Origin of the sequence: Actinomycetospora straminea (genome assembly GCF_028737255.1) — a bacterium.
Taxonomy (GTDB): domain Bacteria; phylum Actinomycetota; class Actinomycetes; order Mycobacteriales; family Pseudonocardiaceae; genus Actinomycetospora; species Actinomycetospora straminea.
This window is the reverse complement of the sequence record NZ_JAQZAN010000023.1, coordinates 1-17,136: the sequence shown is the minus strand read 5'-3', so window position 1 is coordinate 17,136 and position 17,136 is coordinate 1. Positions and strand designations below refer to the sequence as shown.

Here is a 17,136-nt window from a genome sequence, read left to right as displayed (position 1 = left end):
ACCCGGAGCAGACCCATGACCGTCACCGACCGCACCGCCGTCGTCACCGGCGCCGGCTCCCGCCGCGGCATCGGCCGCGCCACCGCCCACGCCCTCGCCGCCGCGGGGTGGAACGTCGCCGTGCTCGACCTCGACGAGGCCGGCGCGAAGGAGACCGCCGACGACGTCGCCGCCGCCCACGGCGTCCGGACGCTCGGCGTCGCCGCCGACGTCACCGACGAGACCTCCGTCGAGAACGCGCTCGCCACCCTCGACGCCGCGCTGCCGCCCGTGGGCGCGCTGGTCAACAACGCCGGCATCACCTCGCCCGTCCCGTTCCTCGAGGTCACCGACCCCGAGTGGGACCGGGTCTTCGCGGTGAACGTCCGCGGCGCCTACAACGTCACCCGCCGCCTCGCGCCCGGCATGGCCGCCCGCGGCTTCGGGCGGATCGTGTTCCTGTCCTCGGTGTCCGCCGAGCGCGGCGGCGGCGTCTTCGGCGGCGTCGCCTACTCGGCGGCGAAGGCCGCGCAGCTCGGGTTCGCCCGCGCCCTGGCCCGCGAGCTGGGCCCGTCGGGGGTGACGGTCAACAGCGTCGCGCCGGGCCTCATCGACACCGACATCACCGGCGGCGCCCTCGAGGGCGAGCGCAAGGCAGCGCTGCTCGACGGCATCCCGGTGGGGCGCAACGGGCGGGTCGACGACGTCGCCGACCTCATCACCTACCTGTGCCGCGAGGAGTCGGGCTACGTCACCGGCGTCACCTACGACGTCAACGGCGGCTCGCACATCCACTGAGGCGGGCGGACGCGCGGCGGCGGGGGGCTCCCGGAGGGGCGGGCCTCCCGCCGCCGCGCACGTCCGCCTACACCGGGACCGGCTCGCCCGTGCGCAGCGACGCCCGGTACGGGTCGGGCGAGAGCAGCGCCGCGACGATCGTGATCAGCACCATCGCGGACATGTAGACCGCGATCCAGTCGTAGCCCCCGGTGGCGTCGAGCAGCGCGGTGGCGATCACCGGGGCCAGGCCGCCGGCGAACACGCTCGCGCCCTGCGCCCCGATCGACGCCCCGCTGTAGCGCACCTCGGGCTCGAAGAGCTCGGAGAAGTACGCGGGCTGCGGCGCGTAGACCGCCGAGTTGCCGACGTTCACCGCGATCACGGTGGCCAGGACGATCAGCGGGACCGAGCGGGTGTCGAGCGCCCAGAAGTACGGCCAGCTCATGAGTAGCAGCACCAGCGAGCCCCAGAGCACCACCGGCTTCCGCCCGAAGCGGTCGCAGGCCCAGCCGTAGAACGGGATGCTCGCCAGCCCGATCGCCGACGAGATGATGACCGCGAGCAGCAGGTCGCCGCGCTGCATCCCGAGCACGACCGTCCCGTAGGTCAGGACGAAGGTGGTGTGGATGTAGAAGGTGCTGTTCTCGGCGAAGCGCAGGCCGGCGGCCCGCAGGACGTTGCCCGGCTGGCGGCGCAGCACCGCGAGCACCGGCTGGCGCTCGATCTTCCCGGCCGACTTCGCCTGCTCGAACACCGGCGACTCGGCCACCCGCAGCCGGATGACGATGCCGACGGCGACCAGCACGATCGAGGCCAGGAACGGCACCCGCCAGCCCCAGGACAGGAAGGCCTCGTCGGACACGATCGCCGACATGAGCAGCAGCGAGGTGTTGGCGATGAGCATGCCGGCCGGCACCCCGGTCTGCGGGAAGCTGCCGAAGAACCCGCGACGGTGCGGCGGCGCGTACTCGACGGCCATCACCGCGGCCGCGCCCCACTCCCCGCCCAGGCCGATGCCCTGCACGATGCGCAGGAGCACGAGGATGATCGGCGCGGCGATGCCGATCGTCGCGTAGGTCGGCAGCAGGCCGACGAGGAACGTCCCGCCGCCCATCATCACCACGGACAGGACCAGCATCGACTTGCGTCCGATCCGGTCGCCGAAGTGCGCGAAGATCACGCCGCCGAACGGGCGGGCGACGAACCCGACGCCGAACGTCGACAGCGCGAGCAGCGTGCCGGTCAGCGGGTTCGCCGTCGGGAAGAACAGCTTGTTGAACACCAGCGCGGCTGCCGCGCCGTAGACGAAGAAGTCGAACCACTCGATCGACGTGCCGATCAGCGTCGCGCCCGCGACCCGGCGGGTCTCCGCCGCGGTCGGGGCGGGGCGTTCGCCCGGGTCCACCGCCATGCTCTCGACCTCCAGCCCTCCGTTGTGCGGCCAGGTGAAATTCGTGTGACGGACACCATACGGAGCGGAGCCGTTCGCTCACCAGGGGTCATCCCGACGAGCGGCAGGGGACCCGGACGGGCGACACTGGACGCCGTGTTCCGGAGTGAGGCGGCGGGTGGGGTGGTCGTCGACCCGCACGGACGGGTGGCGGTCGTGCGGCAGCGGGCGCGGACGTGGTCGCTGCCGAAGGGTCACCTCGAGGACGGCGAGGACGTGCTCGAGGCCGCACGACGCGAGATCCACGAGGAGTGCGGGCTCGCCGACCTCGAGATGGTGCGCGAGCTCGGCTCCTACACCCGGCTCGGCTTCCGGTACGGGCTGCCCGAGAGCAAGACGATCACGCTCTTCCTCTTCCGGAGCCCCGAGGCGACGCTCGCACCGCTCGACCCGGCCAACCCCGAGGCCCGGTGGGTGCCGCCGGAGTCGGTCGCGCGCATGCTGTCGAACCCCGCCGACGGGCGCTTCTTCACCCGCGAGGTGCTGCCGCTGCTGGCGGCGACCTGACCTCCCGACCGACAGGAAGTGCACCCCGTGAAGATCCAGCGCGTCCACGTCCACCAGGCCCTGCTCCCGGTGCTCGGGGACGCCTACCGGATGTCGCACGTGACCCTCGAGGAGCTCGACAGCACGCTCGTGGAGGTCGTCACCGACGACGGGCGCAGCGGCTGGGGCGAGACCTGCCCGCTGGGCCCGGTCTACCAGCCCCACCACGCCCTCGGCGCCCGCGCCGGCCTCGAGCAGATCGCGCCCGGCCTCGTCGGGACGGAGATCACCTCGCCCCGCCGGCTCGCGCAGCGGATGGACGCGCTGCTGGCCGGGCACGGCTACGTCAAGGCCGCCCTGGACATCGCGGTGCTCGACCTCCTCGGCCAGGACCTCGGTGTCCCGGTCTCGACGCTGCTCGGCGGCGCCCTCGTCGACCGGGTCCCGGCCTACTACGCGGTGCCCGTGGGCCCGGCCGAGGACAGCGCCCGGCTCGCGGCGCAGAAGGTCGCGGAGGGCTACACGCGGGTGCAGGTGAAGCTCGGCGGGCGGGACCTCGCGCAGGACGTCGACGTCGTCCGGCGCACCTGGGAGGCCGTCGGGCACCGGGCGCGCCTCGCGGTGGACGCGAACCGCGGCATGACCGTGGCGCACGCCGTGCAGTTCGACCGGCTCACCGCCGACATCCCCTTCGTGCTCGAGCAGCCCTGCAACACGCTCGCGGAGATGGCCCTGCTGCGCGGACGCCTCGCCCACCCGGTCGCGCTGGACGAGAACACCGAGGACGTCGACGTCGTCCTGCGCGCGATCAGCGACGGGCTCGCCGACGCGTTCGCGTTCAAGGTGACCCGCCTGGGCGGTCCGACCCGGGCGGCGCAGGCGCGCGACCTGTGCGCCCTGCGCTCCCTGCCCCACACCGTCGACGACGCCTGGGGCGGCTCCGTGATCGCCGCCGCGTGCGTGCACCTCGCCGCCACCGTCGAACCCCGGCTGCTCGAGGGCACCTGGATCGCCCAGGACCGCGTCGCGACCCACTACGACCCCGCCCACCCGGTCGTGGTGGAGGACGGGCACATCGCGGTGCCGCAGGGTCCGGGCCTCGGGGTCGCCCCCGACCCCGCGCTCCTCACGCGCCGGCTCGCGACCTACGCGTGAGGGGTGCCGTGACCCCCTGACGGGCGCAGGACGTCGGCGAGGTCGGCGGCGATCGTGGACGCCGTCGCGGTGTCGGGCCAGTGGCGCGCGAGCTCCCCGTCGGGGCCGACGAGGTAGGTGATCGCCGTGTGCGGCACGGCGTAGCCGTCGGGGTCCTCGGGGTCGGGGCGGCGTCGGGCGAACACGCGGAAGGCGTCCTTGGCCGCCTCGACCTGCTCCGGGGTGCCCGTGAGCCCGGTGAAGCGGGGATACGACGCGGTGAGGAACGCGCGCATCACAGAGGGGGTGTCGCGCTCCGGGTCGACGCTGACGTAGAGCGGCCGCACCTGCGCGGCGAGCGGCCCCAGCTCGTCGAGCGCCGCCGAGAGCTTCGTCAGCGCCCGTGGGCAGACGACGCGGCACGACGTGAACCCGAACTGCACCAGCAGCCAGGAGCCGCGGTGGTCCTCGAGCGTGACGGGGTGCCCGTCGTGGTCGACGAGCGCGAAGGCGACCCGGGTGGGCCGGCCGGTCGGCGCGCTCACGGCACGAGCTCGACGTCGTGCGCCGGGCCGGCGGGGACGTCGAGGCGCAGGCCCTCGGCCACCGGCGTCGCCGCCACCTCCTGGCCGTCGACCCGCAGCCGGGCGCCCTCGGGCACGCGCCCGAGCACCACGGCGCCGTCGTCCTCGAGGCCGTCCTCGACACCGCGGCGGCGGAGCCGGGCGTGCAGCACCCCGTCGACGACCTCCGCGCGGCTGACCTCGACGTCCCGCCCGACCTCGGTGAGCGCGGGCTCGGCGAAGTGCTCCGGGCCCCACGGGTGCTGGTAGAGCTCGTGCAGCCCGTCGGGCACGTTCAGGCGCGCGTAGCCGAGCAGGACGTTGCCGGTCATCGGCTCGATCTCCGTGCGGTGGCCCTCGGCGTCGGTCTTCGTGTCGTTGCGCGGGTAGTACAGCGCGCCGTCGCGCCAGGTCGGCGCCATGAAGCGGTCGGCGTGGGCGAGGACGCCGTCGAGGGTGGCGTGATCGCCCATCTCCGACGCCCACGCCGCCACCCAGCCGAGGTCGCAGGTGTCGTTGACGACGGTCTGGCCCATGACCTCCATGGCGGGCGTCGACCGGACCGAGAGGGTGCCGTCGGGCCCGGGCTCGAGGAAGTCGGCGACCTGGCGCGGGTAGTGCTCGTGGACGAAGTCGTGGTTCCAGGTGTTCATCAGCGCCCCGCACCAGGCGTCCACCCACGGCGCCTGCAGCGCGTTGGGCCGCACGACCCTCGAGTCCTCGAGGATCATCTGGTTGTAGTGCCCGGTGTCGTCGAGCCGGCCGAAGTCCGCCCAGGCCTGCTGGTAGCCGGCGACGACCTCGGTGGCGCGGTCGCCGCCGGTGATCACGTCGTGGAGCCGGAAGCCGAGGATCGCGGGCTGGTTGCAGATCTGGAACACGCAGTTCGGCTCGCACGCGATCCCGAGGTAGCCGTTCTGCACCATCTGCCAGTAGAGGTGCTCGTTGAGCGTCTCGCGGTCGTAGACGAAGCGCTTGGGCTCGCCACCCCAGAAGAACGACCAGTGCTCGAAGGTCAGCGCGCCCGGCTGCGCGTAGCGGTCGTCGGCGAAGAGGTGGTCGTGCAGCAGCGAGCACGACTGCACGTAGGCGGAGTACATGATGTTGTCGCGCACCACCGGGTCCCACTCCTCGTGGTAGCCGTCCGAGAGGTGGGCGTTCATGACCATCCCGCCGCGGGAGACGTCGCGCCAGTAGAGCCACACGTCGGGCATGAGCAGCTTCTCGACGAGGCGCTGGATCGTCGGCCGGAACAGGCCGGGCGCGGCGGGCAGGCGGTGGCGGTGGGCGAGCGCGAGCCCGTAGACCATGTACGCGAGCTGGAAGCGGTAGCTGCCGAAGTCGTCCTCGCCGGCGCCCTTGCCCTGCATGAGCGACCAGTCGTGCGGCAGCCGCCGGGACAGGTCGTCCCAGTGCTTCAGGTGCCCGAGCTGGTCCTGGTCGAGGACCCCTGCCGACGCCGTCGTCGTGCGTGCCGTGACCGTCATGCGCCCCGACCGTACGCAGGGACGACGCCACCGCCACACCCGTTCGGGTGTGCCGCGCGGGGCCGCGGTGCGGTGTCGTCCCGGTCATGGACGGACCCGGCGACATCCTGCCCTCGGTCGGCGCGCGCTTCGGCGCGAAGCCGGCCCTGGTGACCGCGACGCGGACGCTCACCTTCGCCGAGCTCGACGCGCTGAGCGACCGCGTGGCCGCCGGGCTCGCGGCGCGGGGGGTGCGGGCCGGCCGGCCGGTGTCGCTGTACGCGCAGAACCGGTGGGAGTGGGTCGTCGCCCACCACGGCGCGCTGAAGGCGGGCGCGGTCGTGAACCCGGTGAACGTCATGCTCACCCCCGAGGAGCTGGCGTTCGTGCTGCGCGACTGCGGCGCGGCCGCGGTGTTCACCAGCGCCGAGCAGGCACCGACGGTCCTCGAGCTGACGCGGGACCTGCCGGAGCTGCAGATGGTCGTCGCGTTCGGGGAGGCGAACGGCGCGGTCGCGTTCGACGAGCTCCTGACCGGCGACGACCCGGTCCCGCAGATCACCGTCGACCCCGACGCCCCCTCGACCATCGGCTACACGTCCGGCACCACCGGCCACCCGAAGGGCGCGGTGCAGAGCCACCGCGCGGTGCTGCTCAACTGCGCGCTCACCGCGACGATGCACGGGCGCCGGCCCGACGACGTCGTCGTCACGGCCCTGCCGGCCCCGCACGTCTACGGCAACGTCGTCATCAACGGGACCTTCCTCGCCGGCGGCACCGTCGTGCTCATGGAGCGGTTCGCGCCGGGCGAGGCGCTGCGGCTCATCGGCGAGCACCGCGCGACGCTCTTCGAGGGCGTGCCGGCGATGTACGCGATGCTGCTCGCCGACCCCGGCCTCGCGGACGCCGACCTGTCGTCGCTGACCCGCTGCACGGTCGGCGGGCAGACGATCCCGCTCTCGACGATCGAGCGCTGGCAGGACCGGTCGGGCGCCCCGCTCATCGAGCTGTGGGGGATGACCGAGGTGGCGGGACTGGGCACCACGCACGCCCTGTACGCGCCGCCGGTGCCGGGCTCGATCGGGGTGGCGCTGCCCGGCATCGAGCTGCGGATCGCCGACCTCGAGGACGTCTCCCGCGACGCCCCGGCCGGCGAGCCGGGGGAGCTGATGGTGCGCGGCCCGATCGTCATGTCGGGCTACCACGGCAACCCGGAGGCGACCGCCGAGACGATCGAACCGGACGGCTGGCTGCACACCGGCGACGTCGCGACGATGGACGCGACCGGCCACGTGTTCGTCGTCGACCGCCGCAAGAACATGATCATCACGGGTGGCTACAACGTCTACCCGGCCGAGGTCGAGCGGGTCCTCGCCGCGCACCCCAAGGTCGCGATGGTGGCCGCGGGGCCGGTGCCCGACGCCGTCCGCGGCGAGCTGGCCTGCGCCTACGTCGTCCCGGTGGCGGGCACCGACCCCACCGAGGAGGAGCTCCTCGCGTACGCGGGCGAGCACCTCGCCGCCTACAAGCGGCCCCGGCTCGTGCGGTTCGTCGAGGCGCTGCCGGCGACGTCGACGGGGAAGATCATGCGCCGCGAACTGATCAAGCAGTTCACGCCGTGACACGACCCCGCCGTCGGCGTTGAATCCCGGTCGTGGACGCGGTGGCAGACGTGGTGGCAGACGCGGTGGCGCGGGCGCACGCCGAGCTCGTCGGCCTGCTCGACCGGCGCGCGGCGGTGCGGGCGGCCCTCGACCTGCTCGCCACCGAGGGGGACGTGGCGTGGCTGGCCGAGCCCGTCGACGACGACGCCCCGGAGCTGACCCTCGCCCAGCTCACCGGTGACCGCACCGGGCTGCTGCGGGGACTGTCGGTGTCGCGCGGGCTGGGCCTGACCGGCAAGGTCCACGGCACCGGGACGCCCGCCTGGGTCGACGACTACTTCGGCTCCGCCGAGATCACGCACACCTTCGACCGGCTCATCGACCTCGAGGGCGTGCGGCGGCTCCTCGCCGTGCCGGTGCGGCGCGACGACCGGCTGCTCGGGGTGCTCGCCGTCGGCGCGCGGGCCGACGGGAGCTTCGGCGGCCGCGCGGCGGCGCGGGCGGAGGCGGTCGCCGACGAGGTGGCCCTCGCGGTCGCCGTCGCCGAGCGGGCGCGGCTGGCCCGCGAGGTCGCCGTGCACGAGGAGCGCAGCCGCGTGGCCGCCGAGCTGCACGACAGCGTCGGCGCCCTGCTCTTCGCCATCGGCTCGGGCGTCGCCGGCCTGTCCGACGCGCTCGGCGCCGACCCGGAGCTCGCCGACCGCCTGCGCCGCCTGCAGGACCAGGCGAGCGAGGCGTCGGCCGCGCTGCGCGACTCCCTGCGCACGCTGCGGGCCTCGCCCGCCGCGCTCGCGCTCTCGGTCGCCCTGCGCGCGGACTGCTCGGCGTTCAGCGACCGCACCGGCGTGCCCGCGGAGCTGGTGGTGCTCGACGACCCGCCGGAGCTGGCGCCCTCGCGCACCGAGGTGGTCGTCGCCGCCGTCCGCGAGGCGCTGCTCAACGTCGAGAAGCACGCGCACGCCGCGGCCGTCGTCGTCAGCCTCGCGGCCCGCGCGGGCGGCGGGCTCGTCGTCGCCGTCACCGACGACGGCGACGGCCTGCCCCGCGACCACGCGCCCGGCGTCGGCCTGGCCACGACCACGGAGGCGGTCGCGCGGCTCGGCGGCACCCTGCGCGTCGTGGCCGACCCGCAGGGCGGGACGACGTGGCGTCTCGAGCTGCCGGGCTGACGGGTGCGCGCGGGCGTGATGCGGGTGCTGGTCGTCGACGACCACCCCGTCGTCCGCGACGGGGTGGTGACGGCGCTCGGGCGACACAGCGACATCGAGGTGGCGGGCCACGCCGCGGACGCGGCCGGCGCGGTGGCGGCGTGCGCGCGGGAGCGGCCCGACGTCGTGCTGCTGGACCTGCGCCTGCCCGACGCCCTGGCCGCCGACGTGGTGCCGCGGCTGCGCGCGGTGTCGCCGGCGAGCCGCGTGCTGCTGTTCACCGCGTTCCCGGAGCACTCGGCGGTCGCGCCCACGCTCGCGGCCGGCGCGGTGGGGCTGCTGGTCAAGGACGCGTCGGGGGTGGTGCTCGGCGACGCGATCCGGCAGGTCGCCCGCACCGGCGCCTACCGCGGGGCGGCGGTCGACGCGGCCGGGGTCGCCGGTGCGCCCGTGACCCCGCGCGAGTACGACGTCCTGCGCCTCGTCGCCGCCGGGCACACCAACGGCGAGATCGGCGAGCGGCTGCGGCTCTCGCCGAACACGGTGAAGACCTACCTGCACAACGTCATGCGCAAGCTCGACGCCCGCAACCGCGCCCAGGTCATCACCAACGCCCGGGCGCACGGCCTGCTCTGAGACTGCCCCGTTCCGCGGGCGGTGTTGGCGTTGCCCGCAACCGGTGCACCCCCGTCTGGTCCACCGCATCGCCGTCTCGGTCGGTGAGTGTCAACTCCTCATGGCGCTCGCGATTCCCACCTCGTCGCCATTTCCGTCGCCGGGGCCGCCGGGTGGTTCGCCTACACACCGCTCTCGACGGCGGTGCACACGCCGGGGCTCGGCCAGGACCTCTGGATCCTGGGCCTGGTGGTGTCCGGCCTCGGCACCATCCTCGGCGCGGTCAACTTCGTGACGACCATCGCCTGCATGCGCGCGCCCGGCATGACGATGTTCCGGATGCCGATCTTCACCTGGAACATCCTGGTCACGACGTTCCTCGTGCTGCTCGCGTTCCCCATCCTGACGGCCGCCCTGCTGGGGCTCGCCGCCGACCGCCACCTCGGCAGCCAGATCTTCGCCGCCGAGCACGGCGGCGTGATCCTGTGGCAGCACCTGTTCTGGTTCTTCGGCCACCCCGAGGTCTACATCGTCGCGCTGCCCTTCTTCGGCATCGTCACCGAGATCTTCCCGGTGTTCAGTCGCAAGCCCGTGTTCGGGTACAAGACGCTCATCTTCGCGACGCTCGCGATCGGTGCGCTGTCGGTGGCGGTGTGGGCCCACCACATGTACGCGACGGGCGCGATCCTGCTGCCGTTCTTCGCCTTCACGACCTTCCTCATCGCCGTGCCGACCGGCATCAAGTTCTTCAACTGGATCGGCACGATGTGGAAGGGGCAACTGACGTTCGAGACGCCGATGCTGTTCGCTCTCGGGTTCCTCGTCACGTTCCTGCTCGGCGGTCTGACCGGTGTCCTCCTGGGTGCTCCCTCGCTCGACTGGCACCTCTCGGACACCTATTTCGTGGTGGCCCACTTCCACTACGTGCTGTTCGGCACGATCGTGTTCGCGACCTACGCCGGCATCTACTTCTGGTTCCCGAAGATGACCGGCCGGATGATGGACGAGCGCATCGGCAGGTTCCACTTCTGGCTCACGTTCGTCGGGTTCCACCTGACGTTCCTGGTGCAGCACTGGCTGGGCAACGAGGGCATGCCGCGCCGGTACGCCGACTACCTGGAGAGCGACGGGTTCACGCTGCTGAACACGATCTCGACGATCGGGGCGTTCATCCTCGGGGCCTCGACGCTGCCGTTCCTGTGGAACGTCTTCCACAGCTGGCGCTTCGGCCGCCCGGTCGAGGTCGACGACCCGTGGGGGCACGGCAACTCGCTGGAGTGGGCGAGGTCGTGCCCGCCGCCGCGGCACAACTTCACCGAGCTGCCCCGCATCCGCTCCGAGCGCCCCGCGTTCGAGCTGCACTACCCGCACCTCGCGGAGCGGATGCGGCTGGAGGCGCACGTCGGCTCCGGCGCGCCGAGCATGGGCGAAGCGGCGGCGGGACAGGCCGGCCAGGAGCACCTGCCCGGCTCCGACCCCCGCAACCGGTGAACCGCGACGACCGGGTCCTCCGCGCCCTCGCCACCGACCTGGCGCGGACGGACCCGGACCTCGCCGCGCGCCTGGCACCGGGTCCGCTTCCTGGGCCACGGGACATCGGAGCCGGCGTGCGCGGATTCGCCGTCGCGCTGGTCGGCGCGATCGCGCTGGTCGCGACGCTGGGCCTGCTGCTCGGGGCCGCCGAGGCCCTCCTCGCGGGCGCCGCGGCGATGGTCCTCGTCGTGGCCGTGGGCCTGGCGCGCCGGGGCTGACCGCCCCGGGCCGTCACCCCTCCGCCGTGGGACGTGCGCGGCGGCGCGACGCCGACCGGGGTGGCGCGGCGCGCATGTGGTCGCGCACCGGCGCGAGCAGGTCGGCGAGGGCCCGCGCGTCGGCGCGGGAGAGCGGCTCGAAGAGCAGGTCGCCGACGACCTCCTCGTGGCCGGGCAGCACCCGCCCGAGCAGCGCGCGGCCGGCGTCGGTGATGGTGATCGTGACCCCGCGCTCGTCGTCCGGCGACGGGCTGCGTGCCACCAGGCCGGCCTTCTCGAGCAGGCCCGCCTGGTAGGTCAGCCCGCTGCGGCTGACCACGATGGCGTCGGCCAGGTCGGTCATGCGATGGCTGCCGGTCGGCGACCGGTGCAGGCGCATCAGGACCTGGAACCGCACGAAGGTCAGGCCGCCGTCCTCGTGCAGCTGCTGCTCGATCGCGTGGCGGAGCAGGCTCGTCACCTCGATCAGCGCGAAGTAGGCGCCGAGCCGCACGGGGTCCACCTCGTGGGGCGGGACGAGCGGTGGGTCGGACATCACCCGAGCCTAGTTGCTTCGAAGTCGAAGCAGGTCTAGCGTCGGTCACAGGTACTTCGAGTTCGAAGCACCTCGCGCGAGCAGTGTGGTCTCGAGAGGACGGCCCGGCGATGAAGGCAGTGCGTTTCCACGAGTACGGCGGCCCGGAGGTCCTGCGGTACGAGGACGTGGAGCAGCCCGTCCCGGGGGCGGGGGAGGTGCGCCTGCGCGTCGCGGCGTCGGCGTTCAACCTGGTCGACGACGGCATCCGCGGCGGCTACCTGCAGGGTCCCTTCCCGGTGGTTCTGCCGCACGTGCCCGGCATCGAGGTCGCCGGCACGGTCGACGCGCTGGGCGAGGGCGTGGACGGGGTGACCGTCGGCGAGGAGGTCGTCGGCTTCCTGCCGATGGTGGCCGACGGCGCGGCCGCGGAGTACGTGGTCGCCCCGGCCGCGGTCCTCGCGCGCGCGCCGCGGAGCATCCCGCTGGCCGACGCCGCCGCCCTGCCGATGGTGGGGCTCACCGCCTGGCAGGCGCTGGTCGACGACGCGAAGGTCACCGCCGGGCATCGCGTGCTCGTCAACGGCGCGGGCGGGGGTGTCGGCGGCTACGCCGTGCAGCTCGCGAAGCACGCCGGGGCCCACGTGATCGCGGTCGCGAGCCCGCGCAGCGCCGAGCGCCTGCGCGCGCAGGGTGCGGACGAGGTCGTCGACCACACCACCGCCGACGTCGCGGCCGCGGTCGCCGAGCCGGTCGACGTCCTGGTCAACCTGGCCCCGGTCACCCCCGAGGAGCTCAGCGCGCTCGTCGGTCGGGTCCGCGACGGGGGCGTGGTCGTCAACACCGTGCCCCGGACGCCGGCGCCTGCCGACGAGGAGCGCGGCGTGCGCGCGGTCGACCTCTTCGTCCGCAGCGACGCCGAGCAGCTGGCGCACCTGGTGGCCCTGGTCGACCGCGGCGAGCTGCACGTCGACGTCGACCGGCGGGTGTCCCTGCCGGAGCTGGCGACGGTCCACGCCGAGGCCACCGCCGGCACCCTGCGCGGCAAGGTCGTCGTCCTCCCGGAATGAGGGGCCGGGGCGGCTACTCGCGCTCGGCCCGGCGCTCGGCCGCCTCCGTCACGACCCAGCGGGCCACGTCGGCGAGCTTCATGTTGGTGTCCTGCGACGACGTGACCAGCAGCGCGAACGCCTCGTCGCTGTCGAGCACGAAGCGCTCCATGAGGATGCCCTTGGCCTGGCCGATGGTGTCGCGGCTGTCGAGGGCGGCCCCGAGCAGCTGGGCGTGGTCGGCGCCGTAGAGCAGCGCGCCGGCGTGGCCGGCGAACACCCCGGCGGTCACGACGGCGTGCTCGTCGAAGGCGTCGGGCTCGGCGGCGTAGAGGTTGAGCGCTGCGCGTCGCCCGCCGGTGCTCCCGGTCATCGACGCGGAGAGGATCGACCGGAAGCCGGCGTCGACGGCGCACGGGGCGAAGCGCGGCCAGCGGCAGGCGTCCTCCCCACCCAGGTCGCGGGCGAGCAGGACACCGTTCTCCGGCGGCTCGTCCGCGGCCTCGACGCACGGGCCCTCGCCGAGCTCGCTCTGGAGCTGGTCGAGCCGGCGCACCGCCGGGTCCGTCGCGTGGCTGGAGCGCACGTCGCGCTCCTCGGTGCGGGAGATGCCGCCCCCGGCGGCGGTCGGGACGAGGGCGACCGCCGCGGTCACCAGCTGGGAGAGCAGCGTGTCCCGGTCGCGGATGCTCCGCTTGTCGATGAGGTCCTGCAGCGCGGCCCGCATGGTGACCATGAGGTCGTTGTCCGAGGACCGGAGGTCGTCCGCCGTCATCGAGGGACTGCCTTTCGCGAGGTACGCGCCGCTGCCTCCGCCGGGCGCGCCGAGGGGAGGAGGGCGGCTGGGTGCACCCGCTGAGAATGTACATCCCCCTCGTCCCGTGTCCCATCCCGTGCGCGCACGGGGGGATCGACGATCCGTGGCTGGCCCACGGGGTCCGGCGATAGGAAGGAACCGGACACGGGAGACGGGCGGGAGACGGGACGACGATGATCGATCGAGCCGGGCTGGCGGCGTTCCTCCGGCGCCGTCGCGAGTCGCTGCAGCCCGAGGACGTCGGTCTGCCGCGCGGGCAGCGTCGCCGCACGAGCGGGCTGCGGCGCGAGGAGGTCGCGGCGCTGTGCCACATGTCGACCGACTACTACGCGCGCCTGGAGCGCGAGCGCGGCCCGCAGCCCTCGGAGCAGATGATGGCCTCGATCGCCCAGGGCCTGCACGTCTCGCTCGACGAGCGCGACCACCTGTTCCGGCTCGCCGGGCACCAGCCGCCGGTGCGGGGTCCGGCGAGCGAGCACATCAGCCCGGGCCTGCTGCGCATCCTCGACCGGCTCGTCGACACCCCCGCGGAGATCGTCAGCGAGCTGGGGGAGACGCTGCGCCAGACCCCGATGGGGGTGGCGCTCACCGGGGACACCACCGCGTACACCGGGCCGGCGCGCAGCATCGGGTACCGGTGGTTCACCGACCCCGCCACGCGCGCGCTGTACCCGCCGGAGGACCACGCGTTCCTCTCGCGACGCTACGTCTCGAGCCTGCGCTCCGCCGTGACGCTGCGGGGCCCGGGCTCGCGGGCCGCCCGCCTCGCCGAGCTCCTGCTGCCGCAGAGCGAGGAGTTCCGCGCGCTGTGGGAGGCGCACGAGGTCGGCGTGCGCTCCAGCGACCTCAAGCGCCTCGTCCACCCCGAGGTCGGCGCGCTGGAGCTGCACTGCCAGACGTTGCTCGACCCCGAGCAGTCCCACCTGCTGCTCGTCTACACCGCCGTCCCGGGCAGCGAGAGCCACGAGAAGCTCCAGCTGCTGTCGGTCATCGGCGCCCCGGCCGCCGCGCCGCACTGACGGCGCGCACCCCATCCACGAGAGGAGTCCTGTGTCGTCGGTGATCTCGACGTCGATCGACCGCGGAGGGATCGACCTCGCCGCGCACCTGCACGTGCCCGACGGGTTCGACGGGGCGGCGGCGCTCCCCGCGCTGGTGCTCGCGACGCCGGGCAGCAGCGTCAAGGAGCAGATCGGGGCGAACTACGCGCGACGGCTGGCCGACCGCGGCTGGGTCGCGGTCACGTTCGACCCGGCCTTCCAGGGGGAGAGCGGCGGCGAGCCCCGCGACCTCGAGGACCCGGCCGAGCGGGTCGCCGATCTGCGGTGGGTCGTCGACCACCTGGTCCGCCGGCCGGGGATCGACCCGCAGCGCCTCGGGATGCTCGGGATCTGTGCCGGTGGGGGCTACGCCGTCCGGGCCGCGATGACCGACCACCGCCTGCGCGCCCTGGGGGTCGTCGTCCCGTCGGACATCGGCGGGGCGTTCCGCGCCGCCGCGGCCGCGACCCCCGAGGGCGTCGCCGGCACCCTCGACGCGCTCGCGAAGCTGACCCTCGCCGACGTGACCGGCGCGGACGCCCGCCGTCCGTGGCTGCCCGACACCCCCGAGGACGCGCGGGCCGCCGGCGTCACCGACGTCGACCTGCTCCAGGCCGTCGAGTACTACCGCACCCCGCGGGGCCACCACCCCCGGTCGACCAACCGTCGCCACGTCCGCAGCGACCCCGCGATCCTCGGCTTCGACGCCTTCCACCTCGCCGACGTGCTCCTCACCCAGCCCGTCCAGGTGGTGGTCGGCGGCGAGGTCGGGACGACCGGGTCCCGTGCCGACGGCGAGCGCCTCGCCCGCCTGGCGCCCGCGGCCGAGGAGGTGCTGGTCGTCGAGGGCGCCCGGCACTACGAGATGTACGACGTCCCCGCGTACGTCGACCAGGCCGTCGACCACCTCGCCGCCTTCTTCGCCGCCCACCTGCCGTGAGCGACGACGGCGCGGGCCCGTGGCGGGCCCTCGCGACGATCCTCGTGGCGAGCGTCTTGCTCGCCGTCGCCGTGGTCACCGCGGCGAACGTCGTGGTCGTGGCGCGCACCGACGACGCCGTGACCGCCGAGGTGGCCGCGGTGCGCCCCGCCCAGGTCGCGATCGTGCCCGGGTCGCTGGTGCGCCCCGACGGGACGCTGGGCGCCGTGGTGCGCCAGCGGGTCGACGCGGCGGTCGCGCTCTATCGCGACGGGCGGGTGCAGAAGCTGCTCGTGTCCGGCGACCACGGTCGCCCCGACTACAACGAGCCCGACGCGATGCGCGACACCGCGCTCGCCGCCGGCGTCGCGCCCGAGGACGTCTTCACCGACTACGCGGGCTTCGACACCTGGCACACCATGCGCCGCGCCCACGACGTCTTCGGCGTCACGTCGGCGGTCGTCGTCACCCAGGGCCCCGCCGCCGCGCGGGCGGTCGACCTCGCCCGCGCCGCGGGGCTCGACGCGCAGGGCCTGGTGACGGGCGACGGCGGCCGGGCCGGGCGCGAGGTGCTGGCCCGCGTGCGGGGGCTCGGCCAGGCCACGCTGCGGCCCGAGGTGACCGGCGGCGCCGCCATCCCCGTCGCCGGCGACGGGCGGGTGTCCTGGGCCCGCCCGGTGTCGGCGGTGGTGCCGCGGTAGACCTCAGCGCCACGATGCGGGAGTGAGCACGGGATCGACGTACCGGGACCGGGCGCCCGCCCCGGCGCTCGCCGCGGTGGCGTCGTCGGTCTGGATCCAGTAGGTGGGCGACGCGCCGGTCGCGCAGCGGTACGTGCCGCACGGCGGCGCCGAGGTGCGCTGCGTGCTCGGCGAGGAGCCCCGCCTGCTCGGCGTCCTGACCGCGGCGACGTACCGGGACATCCCGGCGGGCGGCACCGTGGTCGGCGTCCGGCTGCGGCCGGGCGTGCTCGGCGGCCTCGCCGGGATACCGGCCGACGAGCTGGTCGACGAGGACGTCGCGGGCGGCGAGCTCTGGCGGGACCGGCACCGCCTCACGGATCTGCTCGCCGGTGCGCCGTCGCCGGAGGTCGCGCTCGACCGGCTGCAGGGGCGGTGTGCATCACGGCCGGAGACCTCGGCGGGCAGGCGTTCTCGGCGGGCCTGGTCGACGAGGTGGTCATGGACGTCGCGCCGGTGGTGCTCGGCGAGGGGGTCCGCTTCTTCGGCGCCCACACGGGCACCGTGCTGCTGGAGGACCCCGACGCGGTGGTCCGCGGCGACCGGGTCCTGCACCTGCACGACACCGTGCGGAGGTGATGGTGACTCAGGTCGCGGCGCCCGGGGTACAGGGGCTCATGGACCGGCCCCACCAGACCGGAGCGCGCGGCCGGACGCCCTACCGGGTGCGTCCCCCGGCCCGCGCACACCACCGCGGTCCCGTGACCCGGCCCGGCGTCCACCTCGCCGGTGTCGGCGAGGGCGGCGGGCCGGCGCACGCGCGGCCCCGCAGCCGGGCCGTGGCGGCCGCGGCGCGCCTCGCCGCCGCGCTGCTCGTCTTCGTGCTGGCCCTCCTGCTCGTGACCGGTCTCGAGGTCGTGATGGGGGAGCCGCTCTCCGGCGGGCGGGCCGGGCACACCAGCCTCGGCGATCTCCTGCACCCGCGCTGAGCCGGTCTCGCTGAGTGGAGTCTCAGCGTTCGGGGCGGCGGTGTCGGGGGTCGGGGCTAGGTTCGAACACGTGAGCGAACGGGTGGGGGCGGCGGGCCGGGAGCTGCTCGACCGCGCCCGCGAGGCCGAGGTCGCGCGGCGGCGCGCCTACT

The 17,136-nt window shown here is 74.5% G+C and carries 18 protein-coding genes and 2 pseudogenes; 15 read left to right on the top strand and 5 right to left on the bottom strand.

Features of this window, described 5'->3' with window-relative positions; genetic code table 11:
- Positions 1–15 precede the first annotated feature (15 nt).
- Complete coding sequence (locus PH190_RS25135) at positions 16–777, top strand: SDR family NAD(P)-dependent oxidoreductase (protein WP_274234272.1); 762 nt, start codon at positions 16–18, stop codon at positions 775–777.
- 67 nt (positions 778–844) lie between these two features.
- On the opposite strand, the gene PH190_RS25130 is transcribed toward PH190_RS25135, so the two are convergent.
- A complete protein-coding gene (locus PH190_RS25130) occupies positions 845–2,170 on the bottom strand; it encodes an MFS transporter (protein WP_274234271.1) in 1,326 nt (441 codons plus the stop codon).
- A gap of 135 nt (positions 2,171–2,305) precedes the next feature.
- Between PH190_RS25130 and PH190_RS25125 the strand changes: the two genes are divergently transcribed.
- Both PH190_RS25125 and PH190_RS25120 read left to right on the top strand, forming a co-directional pair.
- Positions 2,306–2,716: an NUDIX domain-containing protein gene (locus PH190_RS25125; protein ID WP_274234270.1), complete on the top strand. Its 411-nt coding sequence runs from the start codon at positions 2,306–2,308 to the stop codon at positions 2,714–2,716.
- A gap of 27 nt (positions 2,717–2,743) precedes the next feature.
- On the top strand, positions 2,744–3,850 hold the full coding sequence (locus PH190_RS25120; RefSeq protein ID WP_274234269.1) for a mandelate racemase/muconate lactonizing enzyme family protein: 1,107 nt from the start codon (positions 2,744–2,746) through the stop codon (positions 3,848–3,850).
- On the opposite strand, the gene PH190_RS25115 is transcribed toward PH190_RS25120, so the two are convergent.
- On the bottom strand, positions 3,841–4,374 hold the full coding sequence (locus PH190_RS25115) for an SCO family protein (protein WP_274234268.1): 534 nt from the start codon (positions 4,372–4,374) through the stop codon (positions 3,841–3,843). The genes PH190_RS25120 and PH190_RS25115 overlap by 10 nt on opposite strands.
- A complete protein-coding gene (locus PH190_RS25110; protein WP_274234267.1) occupies positions 4,371–5,879 on the bottom strand; it encodes a linalool dehydratase/isomerase domain-containing protein in 1,509 nt (502 codons plus the stop codon). The genes PH190_RS25115 and PH190_RS25110 overlap by 4 nt, the downstream gene beginning before the upstream one ends.
- A gap of 86 nt (positions 5,880–5,965) precedes the next feature.
- Between PH190_RS25110 and PH190_RS25105 the strand changes: the two genes are divergently transcribed.
- The 5 genes and pseudogenes from PH190_RS25105 (at position 5,966) to PH190_RS25085 (ending at position 10,976) form a co-directional block, all read left to right on the top strand.
- Positions 5,966–7,480, top strand: coding sequence for a class I adenylate-forming enzyme family protein (locus PH190_RS25105; protein ID WP_274234266.1), 1,515 nt, complete (start codon positions 5,966–5,968; stop codon positions 7,478–7,480).
- 32 nt (positions 7,481–7,512) lie between these two features.
- Positions 7,513–8,631: a GAF domain-containing sensor histidine kinase gene (locus PH190_RS25100; RefSeq protein WP_274234265.1), complete on the top strand. Its 1,119-nt coding sequence runs from the start codon at positions 7,513–7,515 to the stop codon at positions 8,629–8,631.
- 18 nt (positions 8,632–8,649) lie between these two features.
- Positions 8,650–9,246 (top strand): response regulator transcription factor, encoded by a 597-nt coding sequence (locus PH190_RS25095; protein ID WP_274234367.1) that lies wholly within the window; start codon positions 8,650–8,652, stop codon positions 9,244–9,246.
- Between the two features lie 129 nt (positions 9,247–9,375).
- Positions 9,376–10,716: pseudogene (locus PH190_RS25090) on the top strand (cytochrome c oxidase subunit I); the annotation flags it as partial.
- Between the two features lie 116 nt (positions 10,717–10,832).
- The gene (locus PH190_RS25085) at positions 10,833–10,976 is read left to right on the top strand and encodes a hypothetical protein (RefSeq protein WP_274234264.1); all 144 of its coding nucleotides are present in this window, start codon (positions 10,833–10,835) and stop codon (positions 10,974–10,976) included.
- Between the two features lie 13 nt (positions 10,977–10,989).
- Here PH190_RS25085 and PH190_RS25080 read toward each other — a convergent pair whose 3' ends face one another.
- Positions 10,990–11,511 (bottom strand): MarR family winged helix-turn-helix transcriptional regulator, encoded by a 522-nt coding sequence (locus tag PH190_RS25080; RefSeq protein ID WP_274234263.1) that lies wholly within the window; start codon positions 11,509–11,511, stop codon positions 10,990–10,992.
- Between the two features lie 110 nt (positions 11,512–11,621).
- Here PH190_RS25080 and PH190_RS25075 point away from each other — a divergent pair, with 110 nt between their 5' ends.
- Positions 11,622–12,560, top strand: coding sequence for an NADP-dependent oxidoreductase (locus tag PH190_RS25075; protein ID WP_274234262.1), 939 nt, complete (start codon positions 11,622–11,624; stop codon positions 12,558–12,560).
- Positions 12,561–12,573: 13 nt separating this feature from the next.
- Here the strand turns inward: PH190_RS25075 and PH190_RS25070 are convergent, their stop codons facing one another.
- The gene (locus tag PH190_RS25070; RefSeq protein ID WP_274234261.1) at positions 12,574–13,314 is read right to left on the bottom strand and encodes a GAF and ANTAR domain-containing protein; all 741 of its coding nucleotides are present in this window, start codon (positions 13,312–13,314) and stop codon (positions 12,574–12,576) included.
- A 215-nt stretch (positions 13,315–13,529) separates the two neighbouring features.
- Here PH190_RS25070 and PH190_RS25065 point away from each other — a divergent pair, with 215 nt between their 5' ends.
- The 6 genes and pseudogenes from PH190_RS25065 (at position 13,530) to PH190_RS25045 (ending at position 16,984) form a co-directional block, all read left to right on the top strand.
- Positions 13,530–14,375: a helix-turn-helix transcriptional regulator gene (locus PH190_RS25065; protein WP_274234260.1), complete on the top strand. Its 846-nt coding sequence runs from the start codon at positions 13,530–13,532 to the stop codon at positions 14,373–14,375.
- A gap of 40 nt (positions 14,376–14,415) precedes the next feature.
- On the top strand, positions 14,416–15,336 hold the full coding sequence (locus PH190_RS25060; RefSeq protein ID WP_274234259.1) for an alpha/beta hydrolase: 921 nt from the start codon (positions 14,416–14,418) through the stop codon (positions 15,334–15,336).
- Positions 15,333–16,016, top strand: a complete 684-nt coding sequence (locus PH190_RS25055) for a SanA/YdcF family protein (protein WP_274234258.1) — start codon at positions 15,333–15,335, stop codon at positions 16,014–16,016. Before PH190_RS25060 ends, PH190_RS25055 begins: the two co-directional genes overlap by 4 nt.
- 103 nt (positions 16,017–16,119) lie before the next feature.
- Positions 16,120–16,323, top strand: a pseudogene (locus PH190_RS30890) (DUF6597 domain-containing transcriptional factor); the annotation flags it as partial.
- A 107-nt stretch (positions 16,324–16,430) separates the two neighbouring features.
- Entirely contained in the window at positions 16,431–16,634 is a 204-nt protein-coding gene (locus PH190_RS25050) for a dihydrofolate reductase family protein (RefSeq protein WP_274234257.1), read from the top strand.
- A gap of 122 nt (positions 16,635–16,756) precedes the next feature.
- Complete coding sequence (locus PH190_RS25045; protein WP_274234256.1) at positions 16,757–16,984, top strand: hypothetical protein; 228 nt, start codon at positions 16,757–16,759, stop codon at positions 16,982–16,984.
- Positions 16,985–17,136 lie beyond the last annotated feature (152 nt).